Annotated in this window: 10 protein-coding genes; all 10 read right to left on the bottom strand. The window is 33.0% G+C overall.

The genetic code is table 11. The annotated features are described in order from the left end of the window. Nucleotides 1-23: 23 nt before the first annotated feature. Entirely contained in the window at nucleotides 24-5,798 is a 5,775-nt protein-coding gene (locus BUC29_RS14840) for a vWA domain-containing protein (protein ID WP_073416951.1), read from the bottom strand. A gap of 14 nt (nucleotides 5,799-5,812) precedes the next feature. Further along, the gene (locus tag BUC29_RS14835; RefSeq protein WP_073416950.1) at nucleotides 5,813-13,171 is read right to left on the bottom strand and encodes a hypothetical protein; all 7,359 of its coding nucleotides are present in this window, start codon (nucleotides 13,169-13,171) and stop codon (nucleotides 5,813-5,815) included. A 486-nt stretch (nucleotides 13,172-13,657) separates the two neighbouring features. Then, a complete protein-coding gene (locus tag BUC29_RS14830) occupies nucleotides 13,658-14,692 on the bottom strand; it encodes a hypothetical protein (RefSeq protein WP_073416949.1) in 1,035 nt (344 codons plus the stop codon). A gap of 420 nt (nucleotides 14,693-15,112) precedes the next feature. Continuing rightward, complete coding sequence (locus tag BUC29_RS14825; RefSeq protein WP_073416948.1) at nucleotides 15,113-15,637, bottom strand: hypothetical protein; 525 nt, start codon at nucleotides 15,635-15,637, stop codon at nucleotides 15,113-15,115. An 18-nt stretch (nucleotides 15,638-15,655) separates the two neighbouring features. Then, complete coding sequence (locus BUC29_RS14820; protein ID WP_073416947.1) at nucleotides 15,656-19,174, bottom strand: hypothetical protein; 3,519 nt, start codon at nucleotides 19,172-19,174, stop codon at nucleotides 15,656-15,658. Next, nucleotides 19,174-21,333, bottom strand: coding sequence for a hypothetical protein (locus BUC29_RS14815; RefSeq protein WP_073416946.1), 2,160 nt, complete (start codon nucleotides 21,331-21,333; stop codon nucleotides 19,174-19,176). Before BUC29_RS14815 ends, BUC29_RS14820 begins: the two co-directional genes overlap by 1 nt. A 28-nt stretch (nucleotides 21,334-21,361) precedes the next feature. Further along, entirely contained in the window at nucleotides 21,362-21,859 is a 498-nt protein-coding gene (locus BUC29_RS14810) for a hypothetical protein (protein ID WP_073416945.1), read from the bottom strand. A 20-nt stretch (nucleotides 21,860-21,879) separates the two neighbouring features. After that, nucleotides 21,880-22,338 carry a CHAP domain-containing protein gene (locus BUC29_RS14805; RefSeq protein ID WP_073416944.1) on the bottom strand — a complete coding sequence of 153 codons (459 nt, stop codon included), beginning with the start codon at nucleotides 22,336-22,338 and terminating at the stop codon, nucleotides 21,880-21,882. Then, the gene (locus BUC29_RS14800; protein WP_073416943.1) at nucleotides 22,335-22,622 is read right to left on the bottom strand and encodes a methyl-accepting chemotaxis protein; all 288 of its coding nucleotides are present in this window, start codon (nucleotides 22,620-22,622) and stop codon (nucleotides 22,335-22,337) included. The genes BUC29_RS14805 and BUC29_RS14800 overlap by 4 nt, the downstream gene beginning before the upstream one ends. Before the next feature lie 318 nt (nucleotides 22,623-22,940). Continuing rightward, entirely contained in the window at nucleotides 22,941-23,186 is a 246-nt protein-coding gene (locus tag BUC29_RS14795) for a hypothetical protein (protein WP_073416942.1), read from the bottom strand. Nucleotides 23,187-23,581 lie beyond the last annotated feature (395 nt).

Genomic DNA, 23,581 nt, shown 5'->3' with positions numbered 1-23,581 from the left:
GTTGAATCATTGGTATTATTGGTTTAAAGAGTTAAGATTTTTTCTTCGCTGCTGAACATGCCAGACGAGTTTTCAGAAATTATTTTGAAGTGATGGTAGATTCTTTCCCCATCTTCATTTTTAATAACTAATTCATCTGCTGCCAGTTTAGTTTCCTGTAGAGATAAGTTCACATTAAGATCATTAGATGCTTTTTCATGAATTTTTTCCCAGTTGCCTTGATTATTCATTTTGTATAAATGATATTTTCCATTGTGAACTGTTTTTTCCCAGCTAAAAATTATTGGTTTTAAGAGTTCTCCATTTGTTCCTGTTGCATTTCCAGAAGCTTCTAATTCTGGAGATTCTGGCGAAACATTATCAGCAATTATAGTAGCCGTAATTTTTGATGGCTGTGAAGGCGCATAATCAATATTAACGATTGGGTTTAATTCAGTTGAGCTTGGATCTGCATATTCAATTTCTTTCGAAACCGTAACTCGGTAAAAAAGACCATCTCCGAAAGGAACAGATTCTAAATCTTCAAATTCATCATATACGATCCATACATTATCAAAATCATTAGATAAAATCTCTTCGCTGATTAAAACTTCTTTAACCGGAGTCATCGTTCTGATTGACTGTGCTTTAAGTATTGAATCGGCACGATAAATATTAATTTTCTTGATTTTTTCCGATTGATAAGCATTCAATTCAAATTGAATAGCGGGTTTAATTCCTAAAACCTGATTTTCAAGGATTGGCATAATTCTTTTAATTTCCGGCATTTTAGGCGGAGTTGAAGAAACTAATTTAACAGGACCTAAAATATCACTGAATTCGCTAAAATTCATTTTAATATCCATTTCGCGAACAGCATAGAAATAAATACTCTGCGAATTACCATCAAGATTAAAATCAGTAAACTGCGTTGTATTTTCAGTTTCACTTACGATTTTCATCATTGGTGCAATATCAAAATCTGTATCAGTAGGTTTTAAGGCATGACCATTTTTATCTTTAATTGTTTGTTTTTTATTCGTTGGAGTATATCCCGAACCTTTAATATATTCATAAATAACAGGTACTTCCGTCAAAGGAACAAAAGCTGATTGAATAGCTTGTTCGATAAAATGAACAGCTAAAACAGGATTTTCAACTCCTTTAGAGATTATAACTTGATTTAATGCTGATATCGATATGATTTCTTCTTCATCATTTATTGTTCCGGGCATTGAATCATTATGCCATTTGATAAAATCATTAATCAGCTTTATTAATTCTTCATTATCTGGTAATGGGAAACCAAATCCAATTTCAGGATCATTTTCCGGGAAGATTTTATAATGACCTTCTGTTTCAAGTTCACTAAAGTTTAAAAAGTTTTTCCATCTTTCTTTAAAATTAACTTCATCGTTTCCGCCAAGTTTTTTTAGTTCCTCACGAATCGTATTTATAGTTTCTCTTTCATATAAAACATTAAAGAAATTTTCTTCATTTGCTTTATAATGCAATGCACCATAAGGTTTTCGCTCCTGACTGTATCTTGTTTTAAAAGTAAAAGTCGAACGGTTGTAAAAATCCGGTCTTGTGGCATAATAGCTGTCGCATTTAATTTCTTCCGGTTTTACAGGTTTCTCAATCTTAACTGCATACATCGGACTAGGAATACTAATCTTTGAACTGTATTCTAAATTTGGTCTAACAACATGTGAACTGATACCGAAAATAGAGTAATGAGTATTTTCATCTGCTCTTGGCTGGATGTTTTCTTTAGTAATTCCCGAAGCATCATCAGCATACAAATAAACTCGGTAACTTGGATAATAATTTACATCTTGGGGTCCAATAATGATTTCGTTATAATCAGGATGCATAGATTGCTCAATATAGTCTCCTAATCTGAAATCAGTATCATTAATATATAAAACTAAGTCTCCTGTTGTACCAATATTTTCGGTTCTAACAACTTTAAATTCTTTTCTTGATTCTACAGGAACTGTAGTTCCGGCTTTTACAGAACTCTTTCTAAACAAACGAACAATACCATTAAACCATTCTACTGAGTTTTGGTTCTGAGAATTATATTGATGGTGTTGAGGCAAATTAAAACCAGGAAAAGTGATTTTGTATAACCCCAAGTGTTTCTTATCTTCTTCTGCTAAGGGAATAACATCTTCGTTTTCATCTAATTTATACGAACCATCAGCATTCATTTCATAAGAATTTTCCAAAACCCTTTCAATTACAGCAGGTTTCCAGATTCCTCTGGTTTTTTCCAGTTGTAAATTATTTGTATTATCGCTTTTCGGCTGGATCACTTCACGATGAATCTCATTTAAAGCAGCTGGATATTCTACTGTAAAATTAATTTGAGGCGAATGCCAGTTCGAAATTGTCTGCATATTCTGCACCAGAGTACATAATTTGTTTTCCGGAATTTCAATAGCTTTAATTTGATCAGAATCTATTGTTGCATCTCCATCAGCATGAACACTGTCGCTGACTTCTTTCTTAAGAACTTTTACATTAGCATAGGCAAATTCATACTCGTCGTTAGAATCTTCTTTTAATTTCGTGAAAACCTCAATATCCTGAATAATATAGTTTTGGTCATCAATAGTTAGAATTCCTCCGGCAAATCTATCTTTGTTATCTTCTGTCAAGGAGACTTTTATCTCTTGTCCGCTGCTTAAAACTTTATAACCAATAATTTTTACAATTGAAGTTAAATTATCATCAATGCTATCCTCAATACTTTGGATTTTGGCATATTCTACTTCAGGAAGTCCATCTTTATAATACAGTTTAAAATGATCTGCAAATACTTCGTCAGTATCAGGATAAATGCTGGTTTTGTCTTCTTCAGCTGTTTGAGCAGACATGTCTGCAGGAACCGTATAATTTATTAATTCCTGAGCTGAATAATAATCAAACAAAATTCTAACTAATGTTTTGTCATCTCCTGTAATATTATTTAAAAGAGTTTGTTCAGTGGCTGAAGTAAACATCAACGGACTTTCTTCTGTAATAAGAAGCGAATTAATATTACTTGGCGGCATTAAATTGTTCGCTGGTTTAATATCCGATTCAATGCTTAATTGTTTTCCTGCTGTTGCTCTTGAAAAAATATTAATACCGTATCCCTGATAGACATACGTTTTTTTACCTACTTCTTCCTGACGGATATTTATAATTGATTTTCCAGATTCAGGAATAATAATTGGAACTGATTCATAATTTGCTTCTCCAAGATTTTTATTGACATTCTTGTATCCTAAATCATGTGATAATTCAGGTTTTCTCCATTCTGTATCTTCAGAAAGTTTAAAATCAACACCCACATAAAGTGGAAATGTAAAAGTACTTCCGTCATATTCTGTTGTAGATTTAAAGAAATCTTTATAGTCTTTACTAATGTCATAATCCATGACATCATCCATAAATAAACTTACAAATCGTTTCTTTCCATCAAAACTGTAACCTTCAGGATTTGTAATTGTTGAGGTCTGACTTTCATCAGAATCCATATTTAATCCCGGAACAATTTTATTTAATTGTACAGGAAGTGACTGGCGTTCTGTATTTAAAGATGTTGGAATACTCATAGAAAGGTGCTGTCTTTCAGTTGCTCCTGTACCATCCAAATCGCCCAAAGTTGTATATTCTGTTAGATAAACAAATTCTCCGGATAGCACTTCATCATCCATATCTATGCATCCCAAACCTAACATACGGGCAATATGATAATCATTTGCAGCAATGTTTAAAAGGTCCAGATAAGATATTTGTGTAAATCTTTCATCTTCCAATTGCTCTTCTGTTGGAGTTTTTCCAGCATCAAGATCTCCAAAATTGATTATTTCTGAAGCGGTTGGATTATTTGGCTGAGCACTTAAATCGAGATATTGACTGACAATTTCTTTAATGTTTTTGTCACTTTTATCTGTTCCAACTGTTGGTCTGTTCCATTTATCTTTATAATTGGCAATATTTACATAGTCGCCGTCATTGTATTTTAGCCATTTTCCATGAACTGCATTTAGCTTTGGTTCTAATTGTTCAAAAACTTTAGAATCATTGTCACTTAATGCATACTTACCTTTAAAAGTCCAGTCTCCATTTGTATTGGCCTGCGTGATAAAATCTGAATAAAACTCAAAATGGATTGAATTTAAAAGACAGTTACTTGCTTTAAATCGAATACTTCTTCCGTTTTCTGCAACTACACGAATATTGTTTGCCTGAGATGAAGAGTATGTTTTACGGTTAGAAACTCTTTTTGGAGAAATAAAACTGTTTTCGGCAACTGATAAAGTTTCTAATCTTACATTGCTCGAAGTGTTTACAGATGAAAAGTTTAATTCGGCAGCAAAAAACAATTCAGATTTGTTTTCAATTTCGATCAGATTATTTCCGTAAGCTTCAATAAAATCTGCAGGATTAACCAGCGGATCTATACCAAGTTTAACCGATTTATATTTTTTTAAATCATGAAAAGTAACATAAATTGATCTTGTTGAATTTGCAGCTTTATAAATCCATAATCCTTTTTGATTATCAACAACATTTGGGTTTTGGCTTAAATCCAGAACATGAGTTTTCTTAACATAAGGAGCTCTGTAAACTTTTACGAAGTCATCAGGTTTATTGAAATTAGATATTTCGCCAGTATATAAATCTCCTTTTGGAAGATGTTTTTCTCCTAATTTGCCAGCAAGCATCCAGCGAAGATGAATTCCTTTTGTACTGTCAACTCCTCTCGAACCTGCAGCCGCAATTTGCAAATAAGTAGACTGTAAATTTGTTTTTGACGAATCAATATCAATTACAGCTGATTCTTTACCAACATTAAAGTTAATGCTGAATCCTAACGGATTTTTAATATTGTTTAAAGAAATTGGAGCAGAAAAACTACCAAGACTTCCCGCTTTGCCTTCAATTCGAATTGGAACTTCAATTTGAGCCGATCCTGGAATTGTAACCGCATTTTGAAGTTTAAAAATTAAACCATTTAGACTGCTTTTATCATGAATTCTTGTTCCGGCACTTAAAGTAAGTGGAACACGGCTTTTGTTTCTGAAAACTAAACTTCCGGCAGTTTCTTTTACTTTTACACCTTTCTTTAAAACCGGATAAAAAATTTTATTTTCAATAATACTTACATTCGGAATACAGCCAGTTTGAGCCGTAGATAAATCAGTAATAAGATTATTTAATTCTGTTCCTAAAGTGCTGAAATCAGAAACTCTAAGATAATCTGATTCTAAGGCAGAAGTTCTGCTGTCTTTTAATTTTGGTGTTCTTCCTAAGAAAGTATTTAAAGGCGTAGTTAATTCGCTTAGGTCTCCTGTTTCACTAGTAACACCATAAACAAAAACCTGTGATTTTTGATTTAGCTCTGTGAACAGGTCTTTTAAGAATTGAGAATTATTTACCTGAAGACCATCTGTTACAACAAAAACAATATCAGGAGTAACAGCCAGATTTTTAACAGCATTTAACCCAGAAGCCCAATAATCAGATTGAATGTAGGCTCTTCCGTTTCCAAACAAATTAATCCAGTTTAAAAAATCCTGTGGGTTATCTGCAATTCTTTTCTGGATAACATTATCGGGTCTAACAGCAGTATCGCTGTTAGACATTCCGATTAATGAAAGTGTGATGTTGCTTTGAGCCTGAGAATTGATAAATGAAGTCAGCCCGTCTCTAATTTGCTGCGCTTCATTGGTGTTAATCGAACCAGATTCGTCAACAACGATTGCTATATATTTTTCGCAGCCAGAGAGTTGGCTTTCCTGAAGATTTATAGAACTCATTTTTTTCTTGTTTTTTAAAGATTTGTATTTTCTAATTCTGATAATTGTACCTCAATGGTTTGTTTGTCAATTGATTCTGTTAATTCAGTTCCACCATTTTTCCACATTCTGTAATCAAACTGAATAGTTAAATTCTCTTCTGAAATCATTTTACTGTTGTGCATGATTATAGCCTGTGAATAATCTTTTGAATGCAATACTTTGTAATCAGCTTTAGTGTTTCCCAATGCATCAACTACAACAATTGAATCTTTGATTTCTTCTAAAGGCATTTTAGGAATGTTAAATGGCTCCGGGTTGCGAACTAAAAGAGCAATGACATTGCCGGTATTGGTATCAATAATTTTATTAACCTCAGTATTTTGTGCCGGATCTAGAGGAGACATTTTTAAGATTCCTTCGATAACACGGTCAAATGAATGCTGATATTTTGTTACCAATCCATCACTTAAATCGTTTTGTTCAAGAGCAATTACATCATGTAAAGCATCAATTTGGTCCTGAACTAAATCAAGATTAACATCATATAAAGCACTATGCGACTTATCTTCATTTAGGTAATAACTTTGAATTTGTTCTTCAAAATTTTTGTATTTAGAAGTTTGGAAACCAAATTGGTGCACTAATATGTTTTTACTTAAACTTGTAGTGCCATGTTGGGTATCATCAAAGAAATTATTTACCAGAACAGTATACAGTTTTGAAGGTTTTAAATTGGTTAATTCTACCTCATATCTATATGATTTTGGTTTTATAGGTTCTACCCATTCTAAAGAGCATCGCATTGCTGATTTATCCGTAAGAATATTGTTTATCAATTGTATGCCTAATGGAATTCTAGGATCGTTATCGTCTTTCCATTCGAGAACTTCTTCATTTGGTTTAGGATATGCAATCTCTTCGTTTTTAAAAGGATATTCGATAAGCAAATCAGTCAGCGGATCTTTAATAAAAAGATTTAATTTTCCTTTAATTTCAGGTACTTTATCTTGATTGTATGGTCCCCAATCTTTAAACATGTGATAGGCATAAGGATTTGTAAAAAACAAAGAAACTTTGCATTGTTGATTTCCATAAAAAGAAGGTTTCGACTGTAATAAACTTCCATCAGCATTTGGATAAGAACGGTTGTAATCTAAATATTGTCTTAATGAAGTCAATGGCGATTTTGACAATTCTGTCAATTCGTTTTTAACAGGCGGCTGTTCATTAGGAGCTACTGGTTTATCAGCAACAGGATAATGTCCTATTGGGCCTAAAGTTTTAAATCCATAGAAATAATTAAAATCTGTTGTGTCTTTATCATCGACTGTATCAGTTAAAGTAAAGTCTAAACAATACGTTGTATTTGGCCTCCAGATTGGGTGAACTGTATTTTCAACTGCCGCTTTCATTGCCTCGCGATCTTCTTCTACAGCTTCAATTTGAGGAATAGTTGAATTATGGAAATAATCTTCTTTACTTAACCAATCAATCCTTTGTACAGATGTTGTGTAACCTAATTCAGGATCTTCCTCAGAATTTCCGTTAGAACAAATCATCTCATTAACTGAAATTAATTTTGAGTTTTTAGGTGTTCTTGTATAATTCACATTTGCAGCCAAAGCAGCTGTTGCTAAATTTGTAACTACAGTTGTTAAAGCAGATGCAGAAGTTGTTATCGTAACTGTTTCTGCCGGATGTAAAGAACAATTATCAAACTGGTCTGTAAACAATGAAAAATAAATTCCTTTTTCTTTTGGTTTAGAGGAAAGCATCAAAATTTCATTTTCAGAAGGTTCATTTTGAATATGAATAATCGACGCTTTTTCCAACCCATTATTTCTCTTAATTAATCTTGTAAGTGCTAATGTTGAACTGAATACAAACAAATATTTCTCATTATACGCTAGAGTCGAATTATCTGCCAGAGCATTATTTGATAAGTAAATTGCAGAATCGAAAACCGCATCTTGTTTTACAATATCTAATGAATTTCCTGTAATTTGAGCTAAACCGAATTTTCCATCAGAGAACTTAACCGTAACTAAAATTTTTCCATTAGCAATCACGGCATCAATAATTTCGGATACAGAAGCATCAGAAATAACTTTTGTATCTGTTACAGAAATCGCATTTGTACTGGTATTAAGATTAAAATAAATAATCTTTTTGTCTTTCGTAATCAAACTAAATTCAGTACCAGAATGCTGAAGAACTTTTATTGCATTTGCATTGATTTTCGCACGCTTGATAAGAGCGCGATCAGTTCCGTTAACCCAATTAATCTGTGTTTCAGTCTCTAATGCATTAATCCAAAGCAATTCGTTATTTGCAAGCGGTAATACTTTATTAAATCCTAAAGAATAACTGTTTAAATATTGTACTCCTGAACTTAAATTCAGTTCATTATCAAGTTCAGAAACAGCCATTGCAGCGATAGGAGATTCACATCCAACAATAAAATCAAGATCAATAATAGCTTCTCCAATTCCTTTGCATTGGTTCGCATTTAGTGACTGAGTTACCAGTAACTTATCATTTGTAACCTGCATCGAAGTAACAACTCCATTCAACAAACGTTCTCTTAAAATAACTCCTTTTGAATCCACTTGTAAAAGAACCGTTTTATCTGCTTTAGGATGGAAAGTGATGATATATGTATCGTTGAATTTGATTACTTTCTCAAATGCATAAGTATCTTTTCCTTTATATCCGTAATAATTTGTAAAAGTCAATTTACCTGGCATTTCAGCAGATGGATTATCATTTCCAGCTTCAGCCTTTAAGATTGCTAATTCAGCTAATAAGGCATTATATTCTGTCATAGAGCCAGGCAATGAGATAGAAACTTCACCCGTTTCGGTACTATATGTTTCTGTAAACAAAGCTGCTATTTCATTTCTAATTTCATAAATGCGTTTTGCATTAGTAGATAAAGGAATGATAACAATTTTAGAAATTTTAGTTTTAGAGATTGCTTCAGTTTCTTCACTTAATAATTTTATACTGCTTAACAATTCAGCTTTCGTATAAGTTAAATCATAGTCGGCTGTTGCATCTATAGTTTTCTTAAGTTTAATTGGTTCGTATGAAATGAATTTTGAATTATCTTCAGTAACAGCTGTAAAAGCTTTTATGAGAACTTCTTTAGCTTGAGTAGTTATCTGAAAAGTAGGCTCAATTGCTGATTCCGGAAAAATAACTTCTAACTGATTATTATTTTTGAAAGACAAAGATTTATTGAAGCCATGCGGGTTTGTTTCTCCCGAAATACTCATAAAATCGGTACCTTCAATTGTATTATCTTCAGTGACTTCTGAAAGATCTCCAATCAATTTAAAAAACAAGCCGTTAATTTTATCTGCTTCATATTGTGATGGAACATAATAACGCTGTCCAATTTGTTTATTAAGGAAATCAGTATGTTGCGGTTCAAGTTGAGGAGAAACACAGAATAATTTAGAAGATGTGATTCCAAATTGTTCCGGCACATGCCATCCAGGCTCAGCTGCACTTAAAAATGAAAACGGATTGGTTCCTAATACACGAATACTGTCATACTGGTCAATTGCTTTTTGCCATTGTGCCCAAGGTAGATTACTTAAATCTTGGGATGCATTTTTATCTTTAACTGCTTCAAATGGGTGATAATCTTCCCAAGCTGAGCCATTCCATGATTTTATACCGATAGATTTAATAGCATATTGATGTTTAACCTGACGTAATTTTCTTCCTGCCTGAGTACTCACTGGCGGCATCATATCGGTATAATTTTTGGCATCGCCGGTATAACCTCCAATTTTTTGAGACAATTCAGGATTTGGTAATACACCTTTCGCCATTTTAATATCGATATAAGTATCTAAAGGAATTATTTGTGTAATTTCATTTCCGTCTGGAACTGTACTGAAATAATCAAGTGCAAAAGCTTGATTGGTAAGCATGTGAACCCCTTTTACATTTTCTAGAGTTCTGTTATCTTCTCCATCACCATGAGTTCCCATTGGCAGCGGACTGTAAGGAGTACGATCGACAATTCTGTTAATATCCCACTGAAGTTCGACCACAAAGTTTTTACGGACTTTTACAAAGGCAATTTTTACACGAACACTTAGCTCCAGTTTGGCATAAATTAAGAATGGCTTAAAGGATTCTACAGAGAAAATAGTATCTAAAACAATCTCCACATTAATAATCCAAAGTTTAATTTGAATACCTCCACCGGCCATAATATAGCCGCCCATTTGCGGACGTTTGAATGAAATTTTTCCACCCAATTCCAGATAAGCCCATAATTTGACTTTAGCAGGGCCAAAGCTTTGCTGTAATTTGAAATCTAATCTGGCTCCGGCTTCAATTCCCTGAGCCGAAAGCATAATAAAAGCTTTAGCAGTAAATAATGTTAAGATTTCTGCAGTAATTGGGTCTTTTCTGGATCCGATATTTACATACCATGGTTTTTGGTTCTTAAAGAAGAATCCAGCTTCTAATAAGGCATGAAGTTTAAAGATTTGTCCGCTGTCTTTAGGAATACTAAAATCGGCTCCGGCTGCCAGTTCCAATGAATTATCGCCAAATGCAACCATTGCAAAGAATGGAGGATTACTTGGATCATCTTCGATAAGACCTAGTTTGCCTGCAATAACATTTAATCCTGCTTCGATATAAAACAAAGTAGGCAGAGACAATAAAAGCATTGCTCTTAGAGATAAGACATGTCCGCCATCTGCAACGGTTCCAAAAGTAGCTCCGGCTCCAATAGAGAACGGAGAATTGTATTGCATAGAATCCGGTGGTCCGCTGAATTTTCTAATATTAATACCCGGTTTTGGAGTTTTATAAAACTCATACCAGGAGTTGTCTTTTTTCAACCCTGCAGCTTCCTTTGTAGCCACATATCTAAAACCTAATAAACCTCTAAATGCTGAAATAGCAAGAAACCCAAGTGGAATAGGAGTAGGGAGCTCAATATGAGCATCGATTAAGAACGCTGGATATTTTGGCATAAAACGCATTCCAACACCACCGGAAATTTTTGCTTTTGGCAGTTTTAAAGAAACCTCTCCAATAAACTCTTGAGATTTTCCTGGTTCAGGAAGCGAAACCATACCATTGATAATGGCCATTGCAGAAGCTTCTGTTGCAGTTCCCGGAATAACTAAATCAACCTCAATAGTTTGAATTCTTAGAAAAGATTTTGCTTTACGATCATCTTCATCATCGCCATCCGTAGGATAGTAAAATTTCACACCTTCTCCGCGAGCATCAACTCCAAGCGGGTTGATACTTATGGCTCCGTCAAAGCCCCAGAAATTATATTTACGGCCGTTAATTTGGGTTGAACCAAAACTGATGTTGGTAACCGCCATTTGAACGGGACCAAGATTTATACCTAGACTGATAGGAATAGGAATTGAACCTCCTTCAACTTCAATATTCCCATCGCTGTAAATACGAAGTTTTTCGACGTCAAAGCCTTGGCCTTTCATAAGGTTTCCGATTAAAGAACCTTCAGGAAATGAAATATGACATGAAGTTCCGATGTAAAAATCTTCATCTTCTTTTCCTAGTTCTAAACTGTTGAAATCTAACTCTACCAGATTAAATAAATTGGCTTTCGGCTTATTTTCTTTTGGGAAAGAAGCGGTAAGATTGAAGTCGCCATCATCTTGCAAGTGACCTTCTAATTGTACATTAAAAGGAACTTTTGATCCATCTTCTTTTTTGATTTTGAATTTTTCAATTTCTATTTGTCCCTTAATGTTAGAACCAATTACTTTATTTTGTTTGAATGAAATATCAAACTTATTAAAGCCGATTTTGAAGCCTTTGTTTGATGATCCAATTGTTTTCCAAAGTGTATTATCGTATAACTCCTGTAAGAAGTTTTGATAATCTTTTGCCTCTGTAAAAATATAAGTTGTAGAAGCATCAATAGTTTGTGAAACGACTGAAGGAAGCGTTGTTAACGATAAAGGATAATCAAAAGCATAAGGCGTTCCTTTACTGTTTAATTGTTGTAAGAAAGTAAGTAAAGAAACATAATCAGCGATTTCTTTTTTATTAGACACACCACTTTGTTCGTCTTTTTCGAACATCGTGATTGGGTAATTAAAATTGAATTTATCGTTGAAATAATTAAAAGCTCCATTTGTGCTAGGAACTGTTTCCAGATAAATATTTCCGGAAAGACCACCAGAACCTATTAATAAATCTGTAGCGCCAATTTGTAATGTTGGAGTTACACTTCCTGGAGTTTCAGGAATTGTATTAAACCATTTTGAAGGCAGTGTAACCGAAACGGCACGCGCATACACTCCAACGAAATCGTTTGGACGACCATCGGCATCGGCTTCTGGAATATTGGTTTTCTTGCTTAAATCTACTTTTAAAGTATCTAATTGAAGGATTAAACCTGTATTGCCAATCATGGCATATTGAGAGGGTTGTAAAGATCCGCCAAGTTCTAATTGATAACCAATACCTTCTTGAGTATCTGCATACAATTGAGCCTGACCGAATGTAAACATTGATTTTTCAGTTCCATTACCAAAATCATCACCAGTAGAAGTAACGGGCTTTAAGATATTTCTGGGAAATTCAATACCGGCACTTAAAGCTAAAGTTGCTTTGGCTTTTGGTGTGATGATTCGTTTAATATGAGCTTCGATACCATCTGGAACAATAATATTATAGAAAACCTGTAATCTTTGTTTCGTTTCGCTTAAATCTGCTTTTAAGATGTAAGTTGCAAACAATAATAGCGAAACAGTTTCTGTAATAGCCGGATTGTTTTTAATAAGCGTAATTACAGCATTAATAGATTGTTCAGTTCCTTCTGGAAGTGCTAATTTTTCTTGTCCAGTTAGTCCTTTAAGATCATTAATGTCTTCTAAGAGCTGTTCAAATTTTGTTTTGCCTTCTTCAGCTTCAACAAAAATATTGAGCATGTGAGCCACAACTTGTTCTTCGCTGATACGGAAAACCTGAAGACCAACAGAATAAAAATCTTCTATTGAAAAAGAAAAATTGCTTGAACTAAAAGTTTTTAGGAAAGCTAAAATCTCCCACTGATATTCTAAAGTAATAGGGAAAGAGGAAATAGACGAATCTCCGTCAAGATCCGGATTAAGTACAAGTCCCAAGCCAAATGGCAGTGGAATAGCGAGTTTTTCGCTTGTTACAATATCTAAACTGTAAAAAGCAGAATCGCCGCGATATCCTTTTGAATATTGTAAGTTTTTATAATGAATTTTATTGAAAATATCATTTAGACCATTTTCAACAAACGATAAAAACTCCGGTAAGTCATCTACGGTTATTACCTCAGATAATCGAGGGTAATACCTTGCCGTAGGAATTGGAGTCGCTGGAATTGGATTAGTTGGCATATTCTAATTTGTTTTTGACTTTAATTTTCGTTCGTGTTTTTGCATGATTAAATTTTTGTTTTGATAAACAAAAGAGACCATTCAAATAATGAATCCATTATTTGATTTCTCAGGTTTACAGTATTTTTTGATTTAGATAATGCCTCGAAAAAAGCAGCTGAAAAATTGATTTTTTTTGCAGTATTTTCCTTTTGATAGTGTAAAGATCAGCCTAAAAAAGAGGTTTAAAAAACAGCTGCTTAGTGTTTGAACATGAATGTTCTGGGGCTTTACAGAGTTGTAAAGGGAGTGGAAGAAATCGAAGCAGGCTTTTTATAAAAAATTAATAAAGAGTAGAAAAGTTGCAGTTTTAATTTTTGAAATTGAGATTTAAAAAAGTAGTTTGCTTATTATGTTTAGGACAAATGCATAATGTTTTTAGAAGCTCAAGGACAAAAGTCTCTGAGCTTTGATTTTGATAGTTGCTAGAGAAATTCTTTTTTAGAATTAATTTATAGCGTAACTAAAATCTGCAACTATATTTGAAGTACCACGAGTGTTGAGTTTGTATTTTATACTAGCTGTTGAAGAACCAGTAATATAAACAAGAGCTGAGAAATTAACACCGTCTACAGTAGATCCTACACAAATTCCGGACAGTAATTCTGTAGATGAATTTCTGTTAATAGGCAATGAAATACCTATTTCAGTATCTGAACCTAGAGCTTTTGGGGTTCCTGTTAAAGCAATTTTAACACTTACTGTATTCCCAATTTTTGTGTAATTGGCATTTAAGAGTGTTGCACCTGTAAAATTTAAAATATTATCTAACGAAGGAAGATATGTGTCGGAGCTAGATATTGACGAAATAGTATCTTTAGTCATAATTTGACTTCTGATACCTGCGTGTGTTTCCCATAAAATTCCATTTTGATCACGTTCGATAGACCCGTTTTGTGGTGTAGAGGTAAGCGTACTATTTGGCAAAATAAGTGCAGGTGTTGTTGTATTAGCAGTATTTAAAGTGAGTTTGTCGCGAAGCAAAATACCGCTAGAATCAATAGAAATTGCATCATTAGGAGTTCCATCTACTCCAATTTGAAGTCTTTTTCCTGTAGACGCACGCATGTAAAATCTAATACTGTCTGAAGTAAAATACCCTGAATTCCCAAATAGCAATGCAGATTTGAAATTCCAAGTTGCGGAAATAGTTTGAGTCTGAGACTTAATCCATGTCCACCAGTTAAATAATTTCAATCGGCTTATTACTTTTTTATCTTCTGGAACTGCATTATCGATTTGGGTTTCTAAATCAGATGCCAGATCGACTTGTTTGTTATCAATCATATCTTTTAATACTTTTCCTTGTCTGGCGTCTAATGCTCTTCCTTCAGATGTATAATCGAGGGCATTGTAAGATTCAGGTTTCAAAGTGTTGATATGGCAAAATTCTAATTCGCCATCTCGATTCGTTATTAAGGTTTTGTTAGCTTGATTTCTTTCTAAATCTGCCACTTTGATTCTGTTGTGATTTGTACTCATTTTTAATTAATTATTACGGGTTTATAAAATTTATAGGCTTTTAATTAGGATTATGGGGGTTACCGTAATTTATTCTGGCTGATTAGTTTTGAGAGAAATGTTTATTTGTAGCTCTCAGCAATTTTCAGCCAGAATGGATTGTTTTAAAAATTGTGTTAGTGGCGTCACAATAGTTTTATTTTACAGATTTTGTAAAATATTTTTAGATAATTATTGACTTTCAGAAAAGACAATAAAGAGTTAGGGAACTTAATTTTTAAGTTCCTGATTGGGTTTTAAAATGTGATTTTTTGAATTTTTTAGATTATCACTTTCTGGGAAGGAAAAATGATTTTTTTAAGAGAGCTCAAAGACTTTTTGTCTTTGAGCTTTTTATACTTTATGTTCACGAGCGGGACGCCCTCGCCAGCGGGAGCGGAGTTAAAATTCACTTTTTAATTGAGCAACATATTGACTTTCTGTTAAATTGAAATCATTAGGTTCTAATACCAAAGTAAATGTTATATTATTCAAGGTAATTAAATAGTATATATCTGATGTTGGCCATCTTTTATATTGTAGAGGATTGGCTTTTATTGCGGTAAAAGCCTGACCAATTATGGTTTTATAATAATCCCCTGCATGACATTGTTCTTTAAAATTCTTTAGCTCTATTAAAAAATCTCTCAAGCCTAAGGTAGGCACTTCGTATCTTTCTACTTTGTCAAAGTCTCCGTACCGAGATATTGTAGTATCAGAAGATACATAAAATAAATCTGTACCCCAATTCAAATAATCTAACTGTCCTGCAATAACCGCATTTAATTCGCCTAAAGTTTCTGTTATATGGCTTAAATTCATATCTGATAAAGCTGATGCCTGATTTAAATCTGAAGTACTTACTCCAATCATTACTGCTCTATTTATTGAATAGTTTGTTACGAGTATTTGATATTCATATATCATAATATATTGTTTAAATGTTTAATTATTTTTTGGAATTACTGTTCCGTAAGGTAATTTTCGACTAGGCATTATTGTTGGAGGATTCATTAGTTCTGTACCTATACAAATATGAAGTTCTACTCCTTCACTACTCCAGCCTCGCCATGTATTTGAAGGTCTTCCAGGACTACGATGTGGAATCCAGTCACTCAAAGTTAAATTGTGTCTGGCATACGTTATTTCAATAAGAGCCTTATCTTCATTTATCCCCGTAAAAATAGTTGTTTTATTCGAATTAGATTTTTTAACCCATGTTTTTATAGGGTTTCTATTAGTATCTAGATAAAGGCTTTCTATGCCATCTACTTTTTTTGTAACATAACCCCACATCCATACTTCACAATCTTTTACTCCTACACCCGCAATTTCTGTTCCATCTATTATGGCTGTTTGTATATTTGCATTTACAGTAGGCAAAGGGCCAGGATAGTATTTTTTACCCCCAGGTAATGTAGCTTCTATTAAAGTAATAGGATTAGGTTCTGTAATAGCATAATCAGCATGCATACCTGTAAAACCAATGATGTAATCACTACCGTTATGGTTAAGCATTACAGGAGATCCTTTTACATGATTTGCTATTGTTTCCTGTAAACCTGGATGATGTACATGATCAACCGGGTATTGTTTTTTTACTGTAAAAGTATTACGTAGATCCTCAAGAAAATCTACATTCTTTATATGAGAATTATGAACTATGGCATTTAAAGGATTTTCATCAACAATTTTATAATATTTAATCAATCCTCCATTTTTTATTCTATCGACTACTGTTTTAGGACTATTTTCATAACTTTTTAAAAATTTAAATTTTTGTTCTGTTGAAAGTATAGATAAATCATTTCCTCTACTTACAAAAGAATATTTTTCCCATTCTTTTATCAAATTAGGATTCTCTACAAAGTTAGCGAAATGTGTGTCACTTATATTGGAAAAAGTATCTAAAAACTTTTCTTCTTTAGCAATTTCAAGTGTTTCTAAGATATCACCCAATTCCTCTTCTCTATAAAAACGCACTAAACCATTTACATATTTATCATTTGTTAGGATATTAATATATTTCCTCTCCTTAGTTATATTATTTGCATAGCATAATCTCCAGTTATCAATAGCTTTAGCATCATTGGTATTAAAAATCTTCCTTATTGCAGGATCTTCAAAAAAACCTAAATCAACATAAAATGCGTATTTTTCTGCAGTACTTGTAATCTGCCCGTATTTTTGTAAAATTTTATCTGATTCTGTGCCCTGTTCAGTAAGTTTTTGTATTACTGTGTTAATAACTAATTCTTTATTTCCCGCTATATTTTTAACAACGTCAAGAGCCTGATCTAGCTCTTGAATTTGAGTAGATGTCATATCTCTATAGATTGAAATATTTTGCTGATTAAACTTTGCAACCGTATTATCTAATTCAAAAGCTGATTCAATAACTTTTGATTTTGTGTATGGTCTAACAAATTGACTTGTAATAGTTGTCCACATTAGAAAGCTATTCATCTTTTCAGCAACTTCTTTTGTTTCAGAATCAGTAGTTGTATTAGCAACATAGTTGTTGATTGACATAGCGTTAAATGCAGTAAATTCTACAGCATTTGTAACTCCATTGACAGCACTCCATGCTAAAACTGCATCACTAGACCCAGCAGCAGTTTCCGCTGCCCAAATTGGTCTCATTTTAGATAGATAACCAATATATTTTAGATCAGACAATGCCCCCGCACCAGTTAGATTCATTGCAATTTCGGCAGTAAGCATTATTCCAAAATCAATTTTCTTTAAATCGCTATAATCTTGCATATAGTATAATAAAAAAACAGGAATAATAGGGGTGTATTCTTGTGATTCACTATTAATTTTTAAACCATTTAGGCTTTCTACTAAATTTAGATCTGGTTTAAAACCTATAATTGAAATAGGTTGATATATATCGTAGGTGCCATATAATGATTTAAAGTTGGAAATAGTCTGACTGTTTTCTTTTGTAGATTTAAAATTCGTTACCGTTGTTGTTATTTCTTTATGAATTTTTATTTTTTTTCCTTCAATATCTCCTAAGGTATATTGAACTGTATTTGAGATTAAAGCGGTATCTGTTTGTCTACTTGTATTTTCTCTTGAATCATAATATATAAATGCAGGTGAAGTTTCTGAATCATAATAAGCAGTTAAGGCTATTGAACTTCCGTTGGCTGTTATTAATTTCATATAATATGATTCAGGATAAATTCCAAAAGCATTTTTAGGTTGTGTATATGATGGATCTCCGTACTTGGGATTATATTTTGATAATTCCCAGACTTTATATAATAGAAAAATAAAATTTTTTCTATTATCATAACTATTTAGCAGACCATAAGTGTATCTACCAATCCTATTATCATCAATTTTTGAGTATAATATTTCGAAAAGGGTTTGTTTTGTGTCTGCAGTATATTCTCGGTTGTGAGTTCCCAAAACCTGATATACTTGAATTTCCATTAGTATAAAAAGAAAATCATTTCTTTCAGCAGCAGAAACAGAGTTAAAAGTAAAAGATTCGACAATTTTTAACACCAATGATTCTCCACCATTTTTTTCTGTCAACTTTTTTTCATAATAACTTATATTTTTTAATAACTCGATTTTATCATTCGTTGGAACAGTTGCCAAAGCTTCGGCGGACAGACATCTTGCTAACCAGTAAAATTGCTCTTTTTTAGGAGCTTTTTTGATAGAAATTTGATTTGCATAAAAACCTTCATAGAAACTAGTTAAATTTCTCATATAATCCTCTAATATCTGAACAGTTGGATTTACAAATATTGGTTGAGTACTCCATTCAGATTTTTGACTGTTTATATATTGACCGAAATCACTACTTGTTCCTAATTCAATGGAATTAAATATACTTTCTATTGAGTTGATTTGAATAGCAATCTTTGCGATCAAAAACGCTTTTGCCTGTTTATCATCTACATCGGTAAGTGGCGTGACAAATAATCCAATCTTATGATTGTAAAATTGCATGGCGGTATTATTCAATTGAACGTTTCCCCCTTCTATAGGATCCGGAAAAACTCCAGTAGGAATTTTAATCTGCCAAGTTCCATAATCAACAATTTGTGTATTAGGTTGATGTGACCATTTATAAGTTTCAATTTTACAGAAATCAGTATACGGAGCTACCACTTTTAGTTTCTTAACAATAATTTCATCGTCAACAGATGCTGGTTTAAAAGGGTACTTATGATGTTTTAGTTCATAGAGTTTATTTTTATCGATAAGATATTCTAGAAAAAAATCTTCTTCATAAAAACCACCTATAACATCTTTATCTACTTGTCCAACAAGATCTACATCCCTGAAATCTTCCTTTACCGTTTCTCTAAATTTTTTCGTAACTCCATTAACATTAGCTTCAAACGAATTTAAAAAGCCATATATACTATATTTTGGGTTAAGTAAACCAGTTATTTTAATAACTTCTCCTGATTTTAATATTGCTGCTTGTTCCATTATACAGATAAATCTAAATCTAACATTAATTCTTTTTTTGAATCTTCTTTTACATATTCACTATACCCTTTACTAAAATGATAGTTTATATCAAGTGAGTAAACAAAAACATCATTTATAGGTTCAAATAATTCAGTATCACCATTTTCATTTTCAGCCACAATCGCAACTTTGTATTTCTGATAGATGATATTTTCTGGAGAAATTAGATCATTGTCATCCTCAAAAAGATCAATCAAAAACAAACGAGGATTTTTTATGTTATCAGTAATTAATGCTTTTATAGTATCATTTTCTTCTTTCGTTAATCCCAGAATAATTTTATTAGGAGTAGAGCCGTCCAAAGTTTTTAATTCCAGTCCGGTAATAGTTTGAGTGCTGTCTGTAAACAGTTTCAAATTGTAGTAATACGGATCTGGTAATTGATATGTTTTGTTTTTTGTAACGGCACCGCTTGCTGAGGCTGTAGTTTTTGTATCTGGAGTTATACTTCCAACTGCAGAGACAGCATTGTTCATCACATCTCCAGCTTCCGTTAGATAGGTTACGCGTTCAATTGTAGGTGTTTCTTCAACTCCGGTTTCGATAACATCGTTTACAGTAAGTGTTTGTACAATTGAAATCCCCTGCTGTTTTTTATCATAAAATTCATTGATAAGATTTAGTTTTTCAGAAGTAATTCTCGAATAACTATCATCACCATTTAATTTTAGCAAAGGCTCTGCTTTTATTAAACTAAATACATCATCAAAGTAGTTGGCAACTCCATTTATGACTGCAGGATTTCCTTCTTCGTCCAGAACTTCTCTAGCGATATAAGTGTTAATTTTTCCCTGATATAACAAAATAGTAAGCGCAGCAATATTTTTTCCTTGGACAGCAGGAGTTGTAAGCTGAATTTGTGTCGTTAAATCAGAGTAATTTCCTTCTTCATCTGGAGGTATTCGCAATCCATCTGCATTAATGAAACTATCTTTTTGTGCATTGGCAACTGTAGCAATCTGTCCGTAAAAAGCAGTATTGTTATTGTTATCCGTAGTAAATTGCAGATAAAGATTATTTGTAGTAACAGTATTAGCCTGTTCTTGTTTATCAATTAAAACCGGCCAGCCATCAGTTCCATAAGTTACGGCAGTCATAGGAACAATTCCTTCTGAATTGGCCAATAAACCTGTTTTTAGATTTTCTGAAGTATCCTCAATTTTATAATTTCCATAAAAATCATAACTTCTTGTTCGATCACTCTGAATATAGATGTACCAACTGTTTTTAGTGAAAAAATTATTGATAATACTATTAAAAATTTCTACACCTCTTTTAGTAGTTTGAGTTCCTGCGCTTACAATATCTACAGCGTATTCTGGAACAAACAAACCATAAAAGGCCGCAATGTCAATAAACTGTACGCTTTGCTCGCGTTGTAATTTTTGTTTGTAAGGAGTATCACCTGTAACTAAAATAGAAGCGAAGGCTTTACGGGCATATTCTAAATTAAAATCAAACTCGCCATTATTAAAATCATGTTTGTAATCGCCGTAATTTAGAACAACGTCAATTCCGCCTTCTCCCTGATCAAATTTTCCTAATGATTTTCCCATATCAATCATCGGAAGTTCGAAGTCGTCTGTTTCGTCGAAAGTATTATTCGCTTCAACAAACTCTGATTCTTTAAAAAAGAAACTTGAAAGCGGAATTGTTAAGTCTGTAACCTCTTCATTGTAACCAATATATTTAGCAACAAAATTTGGTTTTGGAATAGGATTATTTTGAGCATCTTTTCGATTACCGTGAAAAGCATCAAAATCATCATTTATTTTATTGATAAAATCAGACGTTTGAACTGTTTTCTGAATTATTTTGGGATTGGAATCCGTTGTGAAAAAATCACCTCTTTGCAACCCTCTGTAAATAAAATATTTGATATTTAATCCCGGAAATGGTTGTTTGTAGGGGCGTAAAATAAGATTTACTTTGTCAGTGCTCCCTGTTTGCGGCTGTACCAATACAACTCCTTTGCATATAGCATAAGCCTTTTTGGGAGTATCTAAAGTAAATTTGGAAGTCAGGTTAAACTCGGTACTCGATTGAGGACCAAAAGCTTGCTGCTGGCTTTGCGTAAAGCCTCCTGACTCCACGAAAAAATGAGATTGTGAAGACATATTTAAATGAATTATTTAAAAGTTAATTTTAAACCATCAAAGGCTTATAGATTTTGTAGACGAATCTTAGGAGTAGGAAAATCAGAATGATAAGAAGAATTCTGCCCAGCCAAATTTGTACTTTTTGCCAAAAAGTTAAGTAATTGACAAACTTGGTAATCGTGATCGTTTTCTCTTGGACATCTTTAATTTGTTTCGATTTCCAGAAAGCATAGAGTTGTTGTTCTTTCAGGTCACAATCAACGCTTAGTTTATTGTTATCAAGTCGAACCCTTGGGCTTTTTAATGTACGCCCTGGTTCGGCCTGAGTAACATTTTTGAGAACTACTTTTCCGTTAATACAGTCAAGTAATGCATTATAAGAACTGCTGTCTTTGGCAATTTTAAAAACTGTATCGTGCAGTGTTTCTGTAATAGTAATAGTTTGAACTTTATTTTCGTTTTCAACTGGTTTCGAACTTCGGCATGAAATCACAATCAGAATAATGAAAAGCGAAAAAGCTGCATATTTTAGTTTTTTAGTCATAAATAGAATTAGTTTTAGGTTTAGTTTTGCAGACGTAAAAAGCCTTTTATACTTTTTGCATCACGTTTTCTTCTAGCTACTTTATAGCCTTCGCGTCCGCCAAGATCATTTGTGTTACCTTCAATTGTGTAAATAGTGCTGCCAGTAACTTTTTCGACAAATCCGGTATGTCCGGAACCATTGTTGAAATCCATAATAAAGATGTCCCCCGGCTGAGGTGTTTTTTTTACTAAAAGCGGTCTCGAATTATACTGATCCAAAACACCTCCGGTTTTCTTTAAAGGATTTTTTGCATTCATCTGCATAGCAGCATTTTGTGTACACCAGTAAACAAAAGCCATGCACCAGGAATATCCTTTATTGAGTCCGACGCTTCGTAAATAAATCTCGACTTCGGGGCCTGAGTTGCTGTTTCTGGGAATTTCTTCGACACCAATTTGTGCCGTGGCGATTTCTAGGGTTTTTTGGGTTAGTGTCATGAATTTTTTCCGTTTAACTGTTTAAATTTTTGTAATTCATCAACTAATTGTTGATTAATAAGCATGAGTTCTTTGTGCTGTACTTCCATTTTTTTTATGGTTTCTGTAGCTGCAGTTAGGCGAGCAGTGATATCATCAAGAAGATCACGGTAATATTTTACGGCGCTCACGGCGTTGTCGAGTTCGGCAGCTCTGTCTTCGGCCAGTGATTTTCGCATAGAAAAAAACCAGGTAACAAAAGCGGCAAAGAATGCGGTTAGAGATGGGTATAGAAACTGTTCCATTGATGTATTAATGTTTGAATGTTAGGTTAAAAAATGTTTTTTTGAGAACAACTGAAAAGCTGTTTTTGTAAAGAAAAATAATCTCAAAATGTAAGGCAGAATCGAGCATTTGTACCCTTTTGAGATTGCAAAGATTGGGAGAAAAAAGCCCTGAAAAAAACGGCTGCAAGGTGCATGAACATTTGTATTCTAGGGCTTTACAAGGTTGTAAGGAAAGCGAACAAAGCGCAGTTTAAGAGAAGTAAAAGACACATCTTTGCATCATAAAAAGAATACTTTTTATGAGTTAAAAATGTTCAGTTTTATTTTTTATAGTGATCAGGAAGACTTTTGCTGACTGCTCATAAGTTCTTCGATTTTTTTTAATTCTGAAGTAATAGGCGTACAAAGAATTTCATACAAAGTAGTTCTAGAAATAGGATAAACAGGATATACATATTTACGCCATACAACGGTAGTAGGAATATCTTCTGTTTTGTGTTTTTGATACAATTCTTTGATGAGTTTGTAACGCATTAATTTATTTTTTTGAATTCCAAGGCTTCTGTTTGCAGATATAGGCATGAGAGTAAGGTATTTATATTGAAGTAATAATGAAAGATTTTAAAAGAAGAAAGAAGTTTTTAATTCTAATTATTTGAATAATAATGATGACATAATTTTTTTACGCAGCCAAACCATTTGATCTTTTTCTCAGTGATGGTTTTTACTCCTAATGCCATTTGTAAACCTCGTTCTGAGGTAGTATTTGTTAAGTTTTTTTAACAATAAAGGTCAGCAGACTTCGCTTGACAATCCTGTTTCCGTTAACCGTAAAGGTTTGGATTCCATTAGAAAGAATGTTTCTTGGCTGCTTATCATTTGGGGCTGAAATATGGTCCGTTTTCCGGTTCCTGTTTTCTTCATTTAGGAAGTAAAACAGGAACCATTTTTTATATCTGAAATACAGATATTGGGTA

The sequence above is a fragment of the Flavobacterium defluvii genome, assembly GCF_900129555.1.
Lineage (GTDB): Bacteria > Bacteroidota > Bacteroidia > Flavobacteriales > Flavobacteriaceae > Flavobacterium > Flavobacterium defluvii.
This window is presented reverse-complemented; position numbering and strand designations above follow the sequence as displayed.